Origin of the sequence: Selenomonas sp. AE3005, from assembly GCF_000686945.1 — a bacterium.
Lineage (GTDB): Bacteria > Bacillota > Negativicutes > Selenomonadales > Selenomonadaceae > Selenomonas_A.
The window spans coordinates 296,364-314,930 of the sequence record NZ_KK366040.1 but is presented as its reverse complement, the minus strand read 5'-3'; the positions used below and the strand labels follow the sequence as shown (position 1 = coordinate 314,930).

Annotated in this window: 18 protein-coding genes; 1 reads left to right on the top strand and 17 read right to left on the bottom strand. The window is 51.7% G+C overall.

The genetic code is table 11. The features are described from left to right. Nucleotides 1-416: 416 nt before the first annotated feature. From DL94_RS0113115 to DL94_RS0113090, 6 genes are all read right to left on the bottom strand, one after another. Nucleotides 417-1,139, bottom strand: a complete 723-nt coding sequence (locus tag DL94_RS0113115) for a hypothetical protein (RefSeq protein WP_028130558.1) — start codon at nucleotides 1,137-1,139, stop codon at nucleotides 417-419. A gap of 24 nt (nucleotides 1,140-1,163) precedes the next feature. Next, nucleotides 1,164-1,886: a hypothetical protein gene (locus DL94_RS0113110; protein ID WP_028130557.1), complete on the bottom strand. Its 723-nt coding sequence runs from the start codon at nucleotides 1,884-1,886 to the stop codon at nucleotides 1,164-1,166. Between the two features lie 191 nt (nucleotides 1,887-2,077). Beyond that, nucleotides 2,078-2,851 (bottom strand): HAD-IIB family hydrolase, encoded by a 774-nt coding sequence (locus DL94_RS0113105; protein WP_028130556.1) that lies wholly within the window; start codon nucleotides 2,849-2,851, stop codon nucleotides 2,078-2,080. Continuing rightward, a complete protein-coding gene (locus tag DL94_RS0113100; protein WP_028130555.1) occupies nucleotides 2,852-4,540 on the bottom strand; it encodes a glycoside hydrolase family 13 protein in 1,689 nt (562 codons plus the stop codon). It lies immediately after the preceding gene. Nucleotides 4,541-4,579: 39 nt separating this feature from the next. Next, nucleotides 4,580-6,697 carry an alpha-glucoside-specific PTS transporter subunit IIBC gene (locus DL94_RS0113095; protein WP_028130554.1) on the bottom strand — a complete coding sequence of 706 codons (2,118 nt, stop codon included), beginning with the start codon at nucleotides 6,695-6,697 and terminating at the stop codon, nucleotides 4,580-4,582. A 120-nt stretch (nucleotides 6,698-6,817) separates the two neighbouring features. Next, nucleotides 6,818-7,609, bottom strand: coding sequence for a MurR/RpiR family transcriptional regulator (locus tag DL94_RS0113090; RefSeq protein WP_028130553.1), 792 nt, complete (start codon nucleotides 7,607-7,609; stop codon nucleotides 6,818-6,820). Nucleotides 7,610-7,749: 140 nt separating this feature from the next. Here DL94_RS0113090 and DL94_RS0113085 point away from each other — a divergent pair, with 140 nt between their 5' ends. Continuing rightward, a complete protein-coding gene (locus DL94_RS0113085; RefSeq protein ID WP_028130552.1) occupies nucleotides 7,750-8,319 on the top strand; it encodes an RNA polymerase sigma factor in 570 nt (189 codons plus the stop codon). 19 nt (nucleotides 8,320-8,338) lie between these two features. Here DL94_RS0113085 and DL94_RS0113080 read toward each other — a convergent pair whose 3' ends face one another. The 11 genes from DL94_RS0113080 to DL94_RS0113030 form a co-directional block, all read right to left on the bottom strand. Continuing rightward, nucleotides 8,339-9,166: a polysaccharide biosynthesis/export family protein gene (locus DL94_RS0113080; RefSeq protein ID WP_072023127.1), complete on the bottom strand. Its 828-nt coding sequence runs from the start codon at nucleotides 9,164-9,166 to the stop codon at nucleotides 8,339-8,341. Between the two features lie 94 nt (nucleotides 9,167-9,260). Then, on the bottom strand, nucleotides 9,261-10,301 hold the full coding sequence (locus DL94_RS0113075; RefSeq protein WP_028130550.1) for a LacI family DNA-binding transcriptional regulator: 1,041 nt from the start codon (nucleotides 10,299-10,301) through the stop codon (nucleotides 9,261-9,263). 96 nt (nucleotides 10,302-10,397) lie between these two features. Beyond that, entirely contained in the window at nucleotides 10,398-11,072 is a 675-nt protein-coding gene (locus tag DL94_RS0113070; protein ID WP_028130549.1) for a uracil-DNA glycosylase, read from the bottom strand. 4 nt (nucleotides 11,073-11,076) lie between these two features. Next, nucleotides 11,077-12,057, bottom strand: coding sequence for a 2-amino-4-hydroxy-6-hydroxymethyldihydropteridine diphosphokinase (folK, locus tag DL94_RS14955; protein ID WP_037371893.1), 981 nt, complete (start codon nucleotides 12,055-12,057; stop codon nucleotides 11,077-11,079). A gap of 4 nt (nucleotides 12,058-12,061) precedes the next feature. Then, entirely contained in the window at nucleotides 12,062-12,424 is a 363-nt protein-coding gene (folB, locus tag DL94_RS0113060) for a dihydroneopterin aldolase (protein WP_028130548.1), read from the bottom strand. Beyond that, nucleotides 12,417-13,277: a dihydropteroate synthase gene (gene folP, locus DL94_RS0113055; RefSeq protein WP_028130547.1), complete on the bottom strand. Its 861-nt coding sequence runs from the start codon at nucleotides 13,275-13,277 to the stop codon at nucleotides 12,417-12,419. Before folP ends, folB begins: the two co-directional genes overlap by 8 nt. Continuing rightward, nucleotides 13,274-13,861, bottom strand: a complete 588-nt coding sequence (gene folE / locus DL94_RS0113050) for a GTP cyclohydrolase I (RefSeq protein ID WP_028130546.1) — start codon at nucleotides 13,859-13,861, stop codon at nucleotides 13,274-13,276. Before folE ends, folP begins: the two co-directional genes overlap by 4 nt. Before the next feature lie 57 nt (nucleotides 13,862-13,918). Next, entirely contained in the window at nucleotides 13,919-14,629 is a 711-nt protein-coding gene (locus DL94_RS0113045; protein ID WP_028130545.1) for a phosphatase, read from the bottom strand. A gap of 31 nt (nucleotides 14,630-14,660) precedes the next feature. After that, a complete protein-coding gene (locus tag DL94_RS0113040) occupies nucleotides 14,661-15,599 on the bottom strand; it encodes an AEC family transporter (RefSeq protein WP_037371891.1) in 939 nt (312 codons plus the stop codon). Nucleotides 15,600-15,609: 10 nt separating this feature from the next. Then, nucleotides 15,610-17,061 (bottom strand): TrkH family potassium uptake protein, encoded by a 1,452-nt coding sequence (locus DL94_RS0113035; RefSeq protein WP_028130543.1) that lies wholly within the window; start codon nucleotides 17,059-17,061, stop codon nucleotides 15,610-15,612. 4 nt (nucleotides 17,062-17,065) lie between these two features. Further along, entirely contained in the window at nucleotides 17,066-18,565 is a 1,500-nt protein-coding gene (locus tag DL94_RS0113030) for a TrkH family potassium uptake protein (RefSeq protein ID WP_231464704.1), read from the bottom strand. Nucleotides 18,566-18,567 lie beyond the last annotated feature (2 nt).

The window sequence follows — 18,567 nt, the reverse complement described above, 5'->3', positions numbered from 1 at the left end:
AAAGAAATTGCCGATTGCTATGTTGTTCATACCAATCGATGTTTTAATAAGAAACTAAAAGTTTCTCAAACATCTGGCTTTAATCATGTTGCATGATTATTTGCATTGTTTAGTTTTCAAAGAACAATCTGTTTATCGCCTGTCGTTTCAAGCGACTCACTTATCTTATCGCATTCAGGTTAGCTTGTCAACATCTTTTTTAGAAAATTTTCAAAGCTTTGCGGCCGTCCAAAAACTCGCTACCATTCAAGGTTTGCCGGGCTTTTGCCTGCCGTGTCTGTCAGCGACTTATATTATAATACAGGAATCATCAACCATTGTCAACATCTTTTTTATAATTTCTTAAAAAAATCACGAAAAAAATCACCACCCTGACAAAATTGGCCATGATGGTGATTTAACGTCTATGATTGTGCTTATTTTACCCTGATAACCCCGGGCTGCGTGATTGACCAGGAGCCCAAATGCTGTTTAAAATGCGCCGGCAGTTTTACCTGTATTTGATGGAAAGTGCCAGTTTCATAATTTGAGGCAAAGGTTTCCTTCATGCCGCCCTTATTGTGCAGCTTTTCATCATACTCCGGCAGGGGGTTAGGCACTACCACAAAATCTTCCTCCTGCCCCGGTATCGGCCAGGCCCAGAAGTTACTGATTTCTGTTTCGTCCACTGGTGCATACATAGGTGTCTTACGTCCTGAGGCCGAATCATGCGGCTCTACACAGATAAGCATCTGCAGCTTATGGCTTTTGACAAAATTCACGCAGGCCTCTGCGGCTTTGGGAACGTCCATACTGGCGGCCAGATTATTGTAGTCATCAATAAACGCCTGCCATACTTCCGTTTGTATTTTTTTTACCTCGGCCGTACCTTCTGGTTTTACTTTATCCGGCCGTGGCACTTTGTCCTGCGGCACACCTTCTTTTAACTGTGCCTTGGCCATCCAGCCACGTATTTCCTTTACTTCTGCCTGCAGCTGCTTTACTTCATTCTCCAGCGCGGCAATTTTAGCCAGTTCCTCCCGTCCATTGATGACCAGGGAATAATTGTAGGCAATACCGACAAGGGCCACCAGACTGATGGCACCTACCAGAATTAACATTACCTGAGCCACAAACGGCGGAAAAATAGTCACGTCCATCCCAACTCACGACCTTCCCTTATATCAAGTGCGTTTCTTTCCATTCAAAATGTCGCATAGGTCCAGCATATTTCTGATACGCATAGCCTCAGTAGCAGACAAGGCTCGGTCATCATTTGAGCCGCCCTTTACCCCCAGCATAACGATTTTGCCGGCCAGCTGGTCTGCAACCTCCTTCATACCTTTTAAGGTTTCCCGGTCAGCTATCTGGTCGCACCATTCCATAATACCGTCATTGGTTTTGGAAGTAGTCACCGGACTGCTGGCTTTGACCTGAAAAACATCTTCCTCACTTGTCTGCAAGCCTACCCCTTGGAACCCCATTGGGCGATGGCCGCGATGACGCAGAATTACGTGAATTACTGCACTGCCGCCGCCATCACGAACTATATAAGGCTGTAGGAATATACCATCTTCAGTTGGGTCTTCATAACGATAATAAGTTGAGCCGTCCATTTCCTTGCTCACGAGCATATCGGCCGTCAGTCCGCGAACAACCTGGTCAGGTTCTTCGGTACGCCCCATACGCCGGTCAAGCAGTTCCTGCTTGCGTCGGGCTTTAGCCTTCTGCGCTGCCTCCTCCGCCTCTTTTGCCTTTATTTTCTCCTGCTTGGCGGCCTCTTTCTTATCCTGTTCTGCCTGAACTATAGCCCTGGTTTGGTCATACTGCACAGCGGCATAAAATCCGGCCCCGCCAGCTACACCTACCACCAGCAGCACCAGAATAAAGTATTTTAATTTCGCCATAGCAGACCCATCCTTTCCTCTGCTAAAAATACGTATCCTATAAGGTAATATACGCGCAAGGAAAAGAAAGTTCCTGCCTGCCTGCACAGAATATTTTCAAATATTTAAAACGCCGTTGTTCTAGTTTTGTATAGACAAAACTGGAACAACGGCGTCCCCGCCTGCTGCGGTGAGAGCATTTACCTGCCTCGTTATATATTACTCAGCAGCATATCACCTACACTGCTGTATACGGCTCGTGCCCGGTCCTGTATAGCCTGGCGTGCTGTTGCCACGGTGAACCCGCTAAAAGTGTCCAGCATGGGCAGGTCATTCGTTTCATCACCAATGGCATATACCTCTGCCCCTTGCCAGCCCATCAGCTCCAACAGTTTATTTATGCCCTGACTTTTGCTGACGCCGGCCGGAGTTATGTCCACACTGCAGCCATTCGGATAGGCATGAACCCAACGGCCGAACTTGTCATTAACCGCGGCGCTGACCGTGTCCGCCTCCGCCGGTTTATGATAGCCCAGGCAAAACTGATGTATCTGCGGCAGTCCCATAATGTCACTTTCCGTTATTTTCACAATGGGGAAATTCCATTCGCGGGCCTCGCGTTTAATCCACGAACCCTCACTCTCATGATACAAATACGTTCTATCGACTGCGGAAAAAGCAAAGTGGAACGAACGGCGCACTCCCGGTTCACGAACAATTTCCGTCAATACTGACAGCGGTATGCTGCCCTGCCACAGCGGCGTGCCATCAGCCCGGAAGATTATCCCCCCGTTGTTGCACACCGCATAATCAGACTCAATACCATAATATTTCAGCTGGGGCATAAGCATACCATAATCCCGGCCGCTGACCACCCCAAATTTATAACCGGCTTGCCGCCAGGCTTTAACCCCGGCCACATCTTCGGCAGAAATTTTGTTCTGCCGAAAGAGCGTACCATCATAATCACTGGCACCTATTTTCATTTATTTCACCCATTTCTGTGTATAAATAACGGCTTCCCACGGCCGTAATCTGCCCAGACTGCCTCCGGCCATATTGCCTAAAAGCAGTTCAGCCCCCTGCAATTCCGGCAGGCTGTACGTTTGCTGCCTGCCGGAAAAATTCAGCAGAGTATATACATGGCGGTTGCCCAGACTGCGCTTAAAGGCAATAATGCTGTCATCCCCGGTCAACAAAGGGGCAAAACTCCCCTGCTGTAAAATCTCTGCCACGGAGCTGTCATAGCGCAGGGCGACCAGACGGCGGTAAAAGTTTAGCACCGAATCCGCAGCCGCCGTTTCACTCTCAACACAGGCAGCGGCAAAGTCGTCATGCACCGGCAGCCAGGGCAGCCCTGTACTGAAACCGGCATTTTTTCCTGTTGTCCATTGCATCGGTGTACGGGCATTATCCCGGCTGTAACGATTTACTATCGCCAGCGCCTCAGCCTGGCTGCGGCCTTCTGCCCGAGCCAGCTCATACTGCCCGTGGGAAGAAATATCATTATATGCCGCAATGCTGTCCCAGGCGACGTTGTCCAGCCCCAGCTCCTGTCCTTCATAAATGAAGGGTGTCCCTCTAAGTGTCAGGAGCAGGACTGCCATAACCTTGGCCGTCAGTGCCCTGTCCGCCTCATCGGGGAAGAAATGGCGCACACAGCGCATTTGGTCGTGATTCTCAAAGAACACCGGATACCAGCCCTGCTCCGCGGTGGCCTGCTGACTGGCAAAGAGAACTTCCTGCAGCCGGGGAATAATGTCCGGCGTATAGCCTGTCGCCTGACTCCATAATTCTCCCGTGGGAAATTCCAAATTCATATGGGAAAACTCAAAGAGCATGTCGAAAACTCCCTCCGGGCCAACCCAGCTTGGCAGGTCCGCCGGAGCAACGCCGTTGGCCTCGGCCACCGTGAAAATATCATGACCAGCAAACACCGCAGCCTTAAATTCATGCAGCAGGTCCAAAATCCCCGGGGTATTGGCAATCATGCTGTGAATATTGACCATACCATCATCACTGTCCGGTTCGCCGTCCACAAACTGCGCCGGTTTTTTGATATACACAATGGCATCGATGCGGAAACCGCCCACGCCCTTGTCCAGCCAGAAATTAGCCGCCTCATACAGCACCCGGCGCACGGCCGGATTTTCCCAGTTCAGGTCCGGCTGTGCCTTTGCAAAAGTATGCAGGTAATACTGCTGACGTTTTTCACACCATGTCCAGGCACTGCCGCCAAAGATGGAGCGCCAGTTAGTCGGTGGTGTACCGTCCGGCCTAGCGTCACGCCAGATGTACCAGTCGCTGTGTTCACTATCCCGGGAACTGGCCGAATCCACAAACCACGGGTGTTTATCCGAGGTATGGTTATATACCAAATCCATTACGATACGTATATCCCGGCGCCGCGCCTCAGCGACAAGCCGTTCCATATCCGCCATGCTGCCATAAGCAGGGTCAATATCCGTGAAATCGGCAATATCATAGCCGTTGTCCACCATGGGCGAGGGGTATACCGGCGTCAGCCAGACAGCCCCAGTCCCCAAAGTCTTTAAATAATCCAGCTTGGCGGTAATACCGTTCAGGTCCCCGGTGCCACTGCCGGTGGTATCGAGAAAACTCTTAGGATATATCTGGTAAACATTGGTTTTCTGCCACCATTTCAAATCACTCATATTTACCTCTATTCTCAGTTCCTGTACGAAACTAAACGCTTAGAATACCAGTACCGGCGTTACTCCGGCTGCCACCTCTGCATCTTCCTTTTTCTGCATCTGCGGATAATCGCCGGAATTTGTTACCGCCATAATTACCGTAGTTTTATAACCGGCATTCTTGATAATCTCCTGTTCAAACTTAATCAGCGGCGTACCAGCCTTGACCTTATCCCCGGCCTTGACCAGCGCCGTAAAGCCTTCACCATTCAACTTCACCGTATCAATACCGATATGAATAAGCAGCTCGACACCATTTGGCAGGCGCAGGCCGATAGCATGGAGACTTTCTTCCATAATCATGGTGACTTCCGCATCTGCCGGAGCAACTACAGTATCCCCCACAGGTTCAATGGCAATACCGTCCCCCATCATCTTCTGGGAAAACATATCATCATCGACTTCGGTCATATCCATAAGTCTGCCGGATACACAGGCACTTAATTTCATGGCCAGGCTGTTGTCCATTCCGGTTGTTTCTTTAACTGCCGGCTGCTGTACCGCGCCGTCAATGTTCTCACCTTTCAGCAGGGCGTCAAAATAACTGCGCACCTGCGGCACAGACAGTCCCACTATAACCTGTATGGCACGGCCATTTTTCACGAGTCCGAAAGCACCGGCTTTAGTAAATTTGCTCACAGCCGCGACCTTATCCGGGTCAGCCACCGTAACGCGCAGGCGCGTCGCACAGTTTGTCACTTCGCGGATATTGTCCGGGCCGCCCAGGGAATCAAGGAATACCTTGGCTTTTATGGCCAGCGCATTATCTGCCAGGCCCATTTCTTCCATTTCCTTTTTCGCCTGATACTCAGCCTTGGTGAAAAGTTTATCCTCTACATCGTCGGCTGTCCGCCCCGGCGTAGCGTAATCAAATTTCATAATAAGAGTGCGGAATACAATGAAATAAATTGCTGTAAAACACAAGCCTATTACAATTTGCAAAATATACGTACCTGCGTGATACTGGAACAAGGGAATCCAATTCTGCACAAAGGCATCGATAAGACCGCCGCCAAAGTTGCCGGCCAGACCGATGGCGTAAAGAGCAGCTGACAGGCAGGCTGCCAGAACAGCATGTACCAGATACAGCAGCGGAGCCACAAACAGGAACGTAAATTCCAACGGTTCCGTGATACCGCAAATCACAGCGGTAAGCGTTGCCGGAATGAGCAGTGCTGCTGTTTTCTTCCGTTTTTCCGGCTTGGCGCACATATAGATAGCCAAAGCTGCCCCCGGCAGACCGAAAATCTTAGAGCTGCCATGAAGGGCAAAGCCCCCGGCCGGGAATAAATCCCGCAAGCTCTGGGCACTAGTGGCAAAATCATCTAAATGCTGCAGCCAGTAGGCCTGAATGCCGCCATCACATACTGCCGGCCCGAAGATAAAGGGCAGGTAGATGAAATGATGGAGCCCGGCCGGCAGGAGCAGACGCTCGGAAAATGTGTAGGCCCATACGCCGACCAGACCGCTGGTTTTCAGGAAATCCTGGAACTGCATAATGCCATGCTGTATAGCCGGCCATATCCAGCAAAAAGCCAGCGCCACAGGTACCATCAGAACAAAGCCGACTGCCACGACAAAAGCCGGGCCTTTAAATATTCCCAGCCAGTCGGGAATGTTGGTGTCGTAAAAGCGATTGTGCAGGTACGCTGTCACACAGGCAATAAAGATAGCGCCCAGCATACCCATGTCCAAGGTCTTAATGTTGGCTATCATGGCCAGGCCAGTGCCAGCCCCGGCCGCCTGACTGTAATCAACGCCGAAGGCTGCTCCGTGCAATGTCAGGAAACCGGCAATAAAGTAATTGAACACCATATAGATAACAAATGATTCCATAGCGCAGCGCGCCGGTTCCTTTTTGGCAAAACCGATGGGTACCGCTATAGCGAACAAAATTGGCATCTGAGCGAAAACCGTCCAGGCCCCCTGCTCTACCACAAACCAAAAATCATACCATACTGTACCTTCAGCGGCTATCATCCCCAACAGCCCCTGATTCTTACAGATAATTGACAGTGCTACCGTCAGACCAAAGAAGGCAAACAGAATTACCGGCGTGTACATAGCGCCGCCAAACCGCTGCATCCCCTGCATAAGACGGTCTTTGCTGATTGTCATTTTAAAGCCCCCTATTCTTCTTAGCTTTACTTTGCTTCACTAGAATCAGCATACACAAAAAAGACCACCGACGCAATAAGTCAGCGGCCTTTAGGTCCATAGCCCTGCAGCTGTATTTTGTTACATTTCCTGTACTTTGGTACAGTCCCTTTGCTGTTGCAGGTACATACGGTATTTCACATACCAGACCTCCACTAACATGAAGTATGGCAGCATGGATTGAAAAGCAATTCGTTCATCTTCGTTATCATAGAGTTGAAATTTAGCCGGGGATACGTACAGGTTTACCGTGGACAGACTGGCCAGGGTGTTGTCATGGAGTTTGGTTATGGAGATAAAGGGCACGTCCAGCAGTTTCAGCCGCTGGGCAAATTCCACCACCACCGGCGTTTCCCCGGACAGGGATACAAAGATAAACAGGTCATCAGCTGTAAGACCGCTGGTCAAAGATATGAATTCCTCCTGACCGCTGATTTCATAAATCATGACATTGTCATAGAAGAACAGCCGTTTTAACTCCTGGGCGACATTGCTCTGCACACAGCCCGAGGCATAGATAAAGACGCGGTTAGCCTCATGCATCAGGCGGCTGGCGCTGTCAAAGTTGCGCTTAAAAATCTTGCCCGAAGTCTGGGCGTAGAATTTCTGCAGGTCCTTAAGCACGTCATCACTATAAACGCTTTGCGCTGCCTCTTCCATCTTCAGCACAGCCTTAAACTCGCCAAAACCATCAAACCCCAGTTTCTGGGCAAAGCGCACAATGGTCGTGGACGAAACAGCACAGGCCCGGGCCAGGTCGTGAATTGATATATGCCTGACTGCCGCCCGGTGCTGCAAAATGTATTTGTAGATAACCATATCCGTGTCGTTCAAGTCCAAACGGTGCTGGTTGATGATTTCTTCGATTCGCATGACAATTCCCCCGTTTCTTCTTTGATTATAACAAAAACTGACCGTTTCAGCCAAATATTTGCAGGAATCAGCCCTGTTTCCGCCAGCGCAGCCGCCCGGCTAATTGTCTAAGCTAAAGGCAAACAACGGAGGTGGTCAATATGTACAGCATTCAACAGGAAAACGAACTAATCCACATGGCCCAGCACGGCAATAAAACTGCCTGTGAGCAGCTCCTGCAGGCTTACACCGGTCTGCTCCACAAAATGGCACACCGCTATCAGCACACACCATCCGGCCGGGAACTCAGCGAGGACGCCCCGGGGATTTTGGCCCTGGCCTTTATGGAATCGGTCCATGCGTTTGATTCCAGCCGCGGCGTTCACTTTGCCGCCTTTTTACAAAGCCATCTCCAGGGCGCCCTGTATAAAGCCTTGCGAAAAACCTGCACCTGCAATCTGCATACAGCCCATCCTGCAGCCAATGGCACCGACGCCCCCTGGTACAATCTGGTGGAAAGTCCTGCGCCCACACCGGAAAGAATCATCACCGCTCGTGACGAATTGTCCCGCCTCAGCCGCCAGCTAAGCACCGCCGATAAGCAGCTCCTCAGCCTGCTTTACTACCACGAACTGCCGCAAAACACCATCGCCCGCCTGCTCCACCTAAGTCCGCAAACCGTCAGCAAACGCAAACAAAAACTCCTAGCTCAATTAAAAAAACTCGCCTAAGCGAGTTTTTTAATTGCTATTATTTGATTATAGCTTTATAGTACGTCCAAACTTGGAAATACGGCAGGATATCTTCATCCCAGAAAATAGCATTGGTTCTTGGTACATAGACAATGTCACCATCCTGCACCGTCACATTTTGCGTAAGATCATGCTTTACAACATAATCCTTCATATTAAGGCGACGATAGTACATCGTACCATCTACCACACGAATTATCTGTACCTTAGTACTACGTCCACGTTTAGAGAAACCACCAGCAGATACAATAGCTGCATAAGCATTCAGACTATCTATATCCATTTTCTGAATACCGGGTTCTTTGACTTCTCCCATTACATAAACTCTGCGCGGACCATAGCTTTTCACAGCCACACTCATGCTGGGAATTTTTATATAGCGGCTTAGAGCTCTTTGAATTTTATCGTTCGCTTCATCCAAGGTCAGCCCAGCCAATTGAACATTTCCCACATAAGGAACAGCAGCATAGCCATCCGGGCCAATCATAATTTCATTTATATTACCAGTCTTAGATGCAGTCGCCTGTTCCGCAGTTATCTGTGTATAACCGGTCGAATACCCCAAACCTTCAGGAAAACCTAAGATACTAAGCGAAATAACATCATATTTTCCCAGTCTGTAGTTATCTGTAAGCTGTCCCGTTCGCAGACCTGCCGTTTTAAATATTTCATCAGACTCTATATATGCACCCTTATTTTCCGGCACTTCTTTGGGCACAGGACGAACCTCTATGGAACTCGGTGCCGACTGGGCAGTGCAAACAGTTCCGCTAAACACATTGCCTAATAACAATCCTGCGACCAATCCCCAGCCGCAAAGCGTCATTTTCCTCACTATATAACACTCCCTCTATATACAATAAATACTCAATTCAAACACCACAATTATAGCGAAGAAAGTGTCTCCCGTCAATCATTACTCACGCCAATCCCGTCAAAGTCCCCGGCGGTTGCGCCACAAACTCCTGATTCATTTTGCGGACGCTTTCGCGCTCCACAAAAAACAACGGCATGGCCAGATTATCCTGTTCTTCCTCTTTGCCGTGCAGGATATTGAGCAGGAAACTGGCCGCTTTCATGCCCATCAGTTCGTAATCAAAAGCAACCGTGGTCAAGGCCGGATATACTACCGCGCCTACCTCATAGCCGCCAAAGCCCACCACGGAAATATCCTCAGGCACTTTTACCCCCCGTTCATGGAAGTAGCGCAAAATACCCAGACTGATATTATCTGTGGCCCCTACCACTACGGACGGCTTCATCTGACGGATTTCCTCGGCCCGATTATAAGCGGAGAGAAAATCAAAACCCGTTTCCACGAACTCCACCTGCGCCTCCGGACGGCCCTTGCAAAAACCTTCGATAAAGCCCCGTTTTCTTTCGATGCCGACGGCCTCGTCGCTTTCGGTAACCCCGGCGAACACCGCCCGGGTGTGCCCCATTTGCCGTAAATAAGCGCCCATGCGGTGACCTGCTGCCAGGTCATCTATTTTTATACAATGCACGGCCTCATTCTGCTGTCCCGTAAACAGGATAGGCACTGACCATTCCTGCGCACACCGCACGTGTTCCGGCGTAATGCCCACGGAATCAACCAAAATCGCGTCCACACCCTGCTGCTGGAGTTTTTGCATATTATCCAATTCTTTTTTGCCTGACAACTGACTGACCAGCAAAATACTCTGGTAGCCCTCCGGCTCCAGCACTCGGGCTATGCCGGCCAGGAGTTTTCCCACCGTCACTGAATCCATACGGGGCAAAACTATCCCGATCAGCTTGCTGTTTCTGGTCTTTAACCGCTTGGCAAAAAAATTGGACTGAAAGCCCGTAGCCTCAATAGCCTTACGGACTCGCTGCTGTTTTTCCATGCTGATGTAGCCATTATTCAAATAACGGGAAACTGTGCTTTTCGATACACCAGCCAGTTCCGCTACGTCTTTAATTGTTACTTTCTGTTCCATATTCCATCCCCAGTCGCGCCTAAAAATATGTTATATGCTCTATATTAGGAGATTTTTGCCAAAAAGGCAAGCAAAATATGAAATCAGTTCCACTTTTTAAATATTCGGCAATTGCCAGTTTATCGGCGACTGCCCCGTCCGCTGTAAAAATTCATTCACGCGGGAGAAGGGACGGCTGCCGAAAAAGCCGCGATATGCCGACAGGGGGCTGGGGTGCGGCGATTCCACGATGAAATGCTGCGGATTTGTTATCATGGCTTTCTTGCGCCGGGCCGGTGCGCCCCACAGGATAAAGGCCAGCGGCTTTTCCCGTTCATTGAGCAGGTTTATTATCTTATCCGTAAAATGCTCCCAGCCCTTCCCCTGATGGGAGCCAGCCTGATGAGCTCTTACAGTAAGCACCGTGTTCAGCAGCAGTACCCCCTGTTCAGCCCAGGGCTTTAGGCAGCCGTTATTGGGAATGGTGCAGCCCAGGTCCGTAGAAAGTTCCTGAAAAATATTCAGCAGGGAGGGCGGCGGTTCAACGCCGGGCAAAACCGAGAAGGATAAGCCATGCGCCTGTCCGTCACCATGATAAGGGTCCTGCCCTAAAATAACCACCTTCGTATCAGCATAACTGGTATAGTGCAGAGCGTTAAATATGGCATACATATCCGGGAAAATTTGCCGGCTGCGGTACTCGCTGATTAAAAACTGGCGCAGTTCCTGATAATACGGCTGTTTTAATTCGTCGTCCAACAGGCCGGCCCAGTCATTATGAAAAATCTCCATTTGGTTAACAACTCCTGTGTGTTCGCATATATCTGACAAATGCCAGTCCCTTCCCAGGCTCTCGGGATACTTCTGTAAACTCCGCATAGTCCGGGAAAAACGTATCCGCCGCAAACGCGCCGTCCACTTTGGTCAGCAGCAGTTCCTTGGCGTAAGGCAGCAGCAACGCATATATTTCGCCGCCGCCGATACAGATAAATTTCCGCCGGGGATTTTCTGCCTGCAGGCGCCCCAGCAGTGTCCATAGTTCTGTCAGATTATGGCAGACCTGCACATCATCGCGCTGCATTTTTTTTGACAGCACAACATTCACCCGGTCAGACAGTGGCCGCCCCCCGGGCAGTGACGCCAGTGTACGGCTCCCCATAATCACCACCTGGCCCAGCGTCAGCCGGCGGAAATGGGCCATATCTGCATCATTATGTACGAGCAGCTGCCCCTGCCGTCCTATGCCGCCCTGTTCGTCTACACAGGCAATCATACGCAAGGGATAGGGTTCATACAGTTCCGGGGCAGGCGTTATTTCCTGGGCCTGTATTTGTTCGTCCCGGCACCAGTCAGCTATCGTCCGCCCCTTGATGACCAGCTGTGGCGCAATAACCCCCAGCGGCACCAGGACAAAAGCCCGTTCTGTCAAATACGGGTGCGGCAGTCTGAGTTCCTCCGTATCGGACTCATAGCCGTCTGCCGCCAGCAGGTCAATATCTATGGTTCTGGCGCCCCAATGCTCGTGCCGCACCCGGCCTAAAGCCTGTTCAATCTGCTGGCTGGCCTGCAAAAATTCCCGTGGCGTCAGCGTTGTTTCCACCACAGCAGCCGTATTCAAAAATGGCGGCTGCTCCAGGTTGCCCCAGGGGGCCGTCTCGTAAAAAGGAGCCACGGCCAGCAGCCGTACCTGCGGTAAAACGGACAGTCGCCGCAGGGCCTCACGCAGGGTTTCGCCCCGCTGCCCCAAGTTAGCGCCCAGACTCAAATATATTTTCACCAGTTTATCTCCGCGTCCGCACAATACTTATGCTGGCGTCAGTGAACACGCCCGGCAGCGGTGCATGGGGTTTATGCACCGTAACCCGGACCTTTTCCACCAAAGAGAACTCTGCCAAAATGCCCTGAGCTATCTCCTCGCCTACAGCCTCAATCAGTTTCCGCGGTTCACCTTCCACCACTTTTTTCACCAGCTTATACACATCTGCGTAATTTACTGTAGCCGCCAGCTTATCCGTTTCGCCGGCCTCCTGCAAATCAAGATACATGGACACGTCCACACCGAACTCCTGCCCCATTTGACGTTCTTCGGGCAGGCAGCCATGATATCCGTAAAAATTCAGCCCCGTCAGTTTTATCTTATCCATTCTCTCCGCTCCTCAATATAACATCCGTCATCCGGCACATACGGGCAATAGGCGCCACGTCATGCACCCGTACAATACCTGCGCCCTTAGTGATACCTACCACACAGGCTGCCCCCGTGGCCTCCATTCGTTCCTCCACAGGCAGGTTCAAAGTCTTGCCGATAAAGCTCTTGCGGCTGGCCGCCAGCAGCAGGGGATATTCTTCCCCGGCCACCTGCAGCAGCTCTTCCTGCCGCCGCAAAACCTCCACATTTTGCTCCGCGGTTTTGCCAAAGCCAATACCGGGGTCAAAGATAAACTGTTCCTTCTTCATGCCGGCAGCCAGTCCAATATGGAGCGATTCCTGGAAAAAATTCTGCATGGCTGCAATGATATCACCATCATAGTTTGTACCCTGCTGATTATGCATGACCACCACCGGCAGGTTAAATTCCGCTGCTGCTTTCGCCATCGCTCCTGGTTCTTCCGCATACTGCAGGCCCCATATATCATTTAAGATATGGGCGCCGCACCGGGCCGCTGCCCGGGCCGTTTCCGCCTTAAAAGTATCCACTGATACCGGAACCGGGCAATGACGCAGGATTTCTTCGAGCAGCGGCAGCAGTCTGTCCATCTCTTCCTGCGCCGGCATGGGCTTAAAACCGGGACGGCTGGACTCCGCGCCCACATCGATGATGTCAGCTCCGGCTGTCACCATTTCCTCCATGTGGCGCAGGGCAGCGTCACGGTTATTAAACTTACCGCCGTCCGAAAAAGAGTCCGGTGTGATATTTAAAATGCCCATTATCAGGGTGCGTTCCCCCAATGTCAGTCGCTTGCCATCAGCAAATACATATTGCCGCTTTGCCCTCATGCCTTTTCACCGCCCAAAATCATCCACGCCTGCTGGTAAAGCGCTGTATCTTCCTTAAAGACGCCATTGCATTCCGAAGTCACTGTACGGGTGCCATGTGCCAGGTCACCGCGCATGGTCATACAGAGCTGCTGCGCCTCAATGACGACCAGCACTCCTCGCGCGCCCAAATCTTTGCGCACAGCGGCCGCAATCTGTGCCGCCAGCCGCTCCTGCAGCTGCGGCTTATGGGAAAGGCGCTCCACCAGCTGGGAAAACTTGCTGAACCCGGCCACTCGCCCGTTCCCCGGCAGGTAGGCAATACTCACCTCGCCAAAGAACGGCACCAAATGATGTTCGCACATGGAATAAAAGGGTACGTGGCGGACGGCGACAATGCCCTCCGAACCGGCATCAAAGGTTTCGCCCCAAATATCAGACGTTCCCTTGCCCATACCGTTAAAGAGATATTCATACATTTTCGCCACGCGTTCCGGCGTCTTTTCCATACCCTGCGCCTGCAGGTCAACGCCCACTGCCTCCAAAAAATCCCGCATGGCCCGGGCTGCCCTCTCCTTATCCACCGGCCTGGCATCATCTTTCATGGCCTGTCCTCCTAGCTATCATAAACTTACTAACATACTGCATTTTGTATCTGATAATCAGCCCTGTACCCATTCCTTAAACTTTTCCGGCGAACTGTTTATCACTAATTCCTCGGGGAAAGCATACTTGCTGATAAGCTCCTGTGCATAACTGTGATTGCCCACGTCCAGGTCAATATGCGCGTCACTGCCCATGATGACCATGGTATTGTGCCGCTGGCAGGCAGCCAGCAGCTGTCCGGCCAGTTCCCGGGAGCCCTGACGGCTGCCCCCCGGGGTATAGGAACTGTTGTTGCATTCCAGCAGTACATGGTACTCCTTCGCTGCCTGCGCCAGCGCGTCAAAATCCACAGGATAGTCGGGATTATCAGGGTGTCCGATGATTTTCACCTTGGGTTTCTGCATGGCTCCGATGAGCGCGGCCGTATTTTCCGCACGGTTACCCGGCTTTATGCAGGGATTATGCAGGCTGGCGATGGCATAATCCATTCTGTCCAGATACTCCTGCCGCAAATCCGTGGAACCGGAAAAGTCCAGGATATTCAGCTCCACGCCCATCAGTAAATCTATGCCATAGGCATCACGGCGAATAACCTTGAAATTGCAGAAATAGAACTCATGAAAAGCCCCCGGCATAGCCGGGGCATGGTCGGAAATACCGACCAGGGACAAGCCTTTTTCCTTGGCCGCCGTTATCATTTCCCGTAATGTGCTGTAGGCATGTACACTCGCCAATGTATGTGTATGAACATCCAATAAATCCTTCATCAAAAAGCCTCCTGCCTTTATCGTCTATGTATCAGAATAAGCCCATTATCTTTAAGAAAAACACCCAGCCAAAAATTGTCAGGCAGGACAGGGCACTGGTATACACTACGCAGTTGCCAGCCAAATCAGCGTCACTGCCCATCTGCTGTGCCATGGCAAAACTGGCCACGGCGCAGGGGGACGCAAAAACCGCCAGCAGGGTTACAAGCTCTATATCCCGGAACCCCAGGTATACCGCCAGACTCAAGGCTGCCGCCGGCACCAGGATAAGACGGGCGCCCACGCAGCTGATAAGCTGGGGCAGGTGATTATGAAAACTGCCGCCTTTAAAGGACGCCCCTAAAATTATCAAAGCGACCGGCGTCGTGGCCGCGGCCACCTGACCGATGCCCTTGAGTACAGGCTTGGGCACAGGGAAATCAAGCAGCCGCAGCACCACAGCGGTCAGGGCGCCCATTATCATGGGATTTTTGAGGATACCCAGTAAAATCTTGCCCAAAGCAAAGCGGCCGCCCCGGAACGTCTCCAGTGTAAACACGGCCAGCACATTATAGATAGGCACAATCACCGCAATCATCATCGTGGGAATGGCCAGGGCTGTATCACCAAAGATATTGCCGACAATCGGGATACCAAACAGAACAAAGTTGCTCCGGAAGATAGCCTGAATCATGGCCCCACGCTTGCGGTTATCCTTTTCCCCCCAGCAGACCATCGCTGCCGCCACCAGAAAAATACTGATGACGCCCAGGCCGCCAAACAACATCAGCTTGGGGCGCACCGTGTGTGCCAAATCCGTCGTAAAGATATTGTAAAACATCATACAGAAAAAGAACAGGGTAAACACCATACGATTTGTATGCGCCAGTTCCGTTTCCGTCATCAGTTTCAGCCGTTTGATAACCAGCCCCATAAACAACAGGGTGAACAACGGCACTACCGCGCCGACAGCCACCAGAAAATTATTCATTAAATCCACATTACCACCGATTGCCTTTCTGCCAAAAATCCGGGGTCAACATGACCAGCAGGGTAAACATTTCCAGCCGCCCCAGGAGCATAGCTATGCACAAAATGCTCTTGCTGAACACTGACAAGCCGGCATAAGTGCAGGTAGCGCCGGCAATGCCAAAAGCCGGCCCCACGCTGCCCATAGTCGTTACACTGATGCCAATGGCATCAAAAATTTCCAGACCATCCAGCGTGAGTAAAAACGCCCAAAAGACAATAAAAAAGATGTACAGGAAAAAGAACTGCCCCACACGCAGCAGGACTTCCTCGCTGACACGATTGCCATTCATCCTGACCTCTACCAGCTGCCGTGGTGCCAGTTTCTGCCGTATCACCGCCCAGGTGTTTTTGACCAGCAGCACCACGCGCGCGACCTTCATGCCGCCGGCCGTAGAACCGGCACAGCCGCCGCTTATCATCAGCATCAGCAGAATGCCCTTGCTAAAAGCCGGCCATTTATCAAAATCCGCTGACACAAAGCCCGTAGTGGAAATGGAGCCCACCTGAAAAGCCGCATAACGTACAGCCTCCCCAGGTGAATAGGGCATGGTGTACAGGAGATTGCCCCCAATCAGCACCATCGCCGTAAACAGCAGCAAAATATAGGCCTTGAATTCCGAGTTATGCTTTATTACCCCGGGGCCTTTTTGCCATATACGATAGTAAAGACCAAAATTACCGCCGGCCAGAATCATGAAAAAGGTCATGCTCCACTCAAAGGCCGGATTCTGAAAATGCATGGCACTTTCATCATAAATGGAAAAACCGCCGGCACCAATAGTGCTCATGGCATGCGTCAAGGCCTCGTAGGGGCCCAGGCCGCAGATAACATACACCACCGTGGCCACGGCTGTGAACAGCAGATACATCTGAAACAGGGCCTTGGTCATATTCCGCAGCCGGGGCAATACCCGGTCCTGCGTCGGGCCAGTGGTTTCCGCGTTATACATATACACGGAGCTCTGCCCTGTCTGTGGCAGCAGGGCAATAAAGATGACGATAATGCCCAGGCCGCCAAACCAGTGCGTCATCATCCGCCAAAACAGAATACTGTTGGGCAGCCCCGTCAAAGTTTCAAAAACCGTCGCCCCTGTGCCGGTAAAGCCGGAAATACTTTCAAACAGCGCGTCCAGCCCTCCCAGGTAGCCGCCGCAAACATAGGGCAGCATGCCCAGGCCCGTAGCCAGCGCCCAGCCCAGACCAGTAATGGCAATACCCTCCCGAATGGACAGATTATCCACATTGGGACGGCCATGCGATTGCAGCACCAGTCCGACGGAGGCGCTGAGCCCCAAAGCTATGGCAAAGCCGGGAATGCTGCTTTCCCAATAGTAAAATGCCAGGGCAAAAGGAATGAACATGGTGAGCGTTTCCGCCATCACCAAACGGCCCAGAACATAATATATAACCTGCAGCTGCATTCCTTCACCACCTTTTTTGCAAATTACTGCGCCCCAGCCCCCATAAAACCATGAAGGAGAAAATTTCCACGCGGCCGATAATCATCAGCAGCGCACAGACAAACTTGGCCCAGACCGGCAGCGCATAAAGACTGCCCAGGCCAAACAGGGACGCCGAAGTGCCGGTACTGGTGAGGCAGCCAGCCGCTACGCCCATAGCCTGCAGGAGATTGATACCCGACAGGGACAGTACCAGCGAAAAGACAATAAACACCGTAATATACAGGTAGAAAAACGCCAGTATGCGCCCCACTATCTTATCCGGCACCGGAAGACCGTCCACTTTTACCACCGTTACCATACGGGGGTGCAATGTCCGAGGCAGTTCCGTCCAGGCCAGCCGCAGCAGCACCAGCAGGCGCATGACCTTCAGGCCGCCGGCCGTAGCCCCGATACAGCCGCCGACAAATACCAGCATAAACAGGACATAACGGTCAAAGGACGGCCACAGCCAGAAGGGAGCCGACACAAAACCGTTGGTTGACATAAAGGACAGCACCGCAAAATATCCATAACGCAGGCTGTCTGCCAGCCCATACTGACCGGCCGCCCACAGGTGCACAGACACCATTGTGCCAAAAACGGCAAACAACAGCAAAAAGAACCGGATTTCCGTATCGCGCAATAGCAGGCCCAGACTTTTCAGTTTCCAGGCCTTCCATACCAGCAGCAAGCTCATACTCGACAGGAGCATGGCCACCCCGGCCGCCAGTTCCAGGCTGGGGTTATCATGGTCAATAAAATCATAAACGGAGGCACTGCCGCCGGAGGACAGGGAAATCAAAGCCCGCATAATCGCCTCAAAAGGATTAAGCCCTGCCAGATAATAGAGTCCGGCCGCCAACACGGTCAAAGCCACATAAACCGTGGTCCCCTGCCGGGCCGATTGCGCCATTTTGTTCCAGACCGGACTAAAGAAAATCGACTGCCTAGCCGAAAGTGTCAGGCCAAAACAGCCGCTTATCTGCGGCAGCACCGTCACCATGACAATAACAAAGGTCAGTCCGCCCAGCCAGCTCATTATACTATGCCACAGGATAAATGACCGGGGCAGAATATCCCCCCGGTCAAAGGGCAGGCAGGACATGCCGGTGGTAGTCAGGGCTGCGACCGTCTCCAAAAATGCACCGCTGAATCCGGGAAAGATTCCCGAACCGAGATACGGCATCAGGCCAATAAACGCCATCAGCAGCCAGACAAAAGTGGTAAAATAAACACCCTCCCGGATTGTCAGCTGACGGCCCCGTTCCTCCGAACTGCCCAGGTTAATCATTTTCCGCCCCAGCCCATAGGAAAACAGTGCCGGCAGCACAAACAGCCACGCCTCCGGCTCATGCCAGATAAGCGCAGCTATCAGGGGCACGCACATGGCGGCCCCCATCATTATCGCTATCTGCCCCATCAGGAGCCAAAAAAGTTCCAGCCCCTGTTCCCGCTGCACAGCGGTATGTCCTAAACGGCTCACAT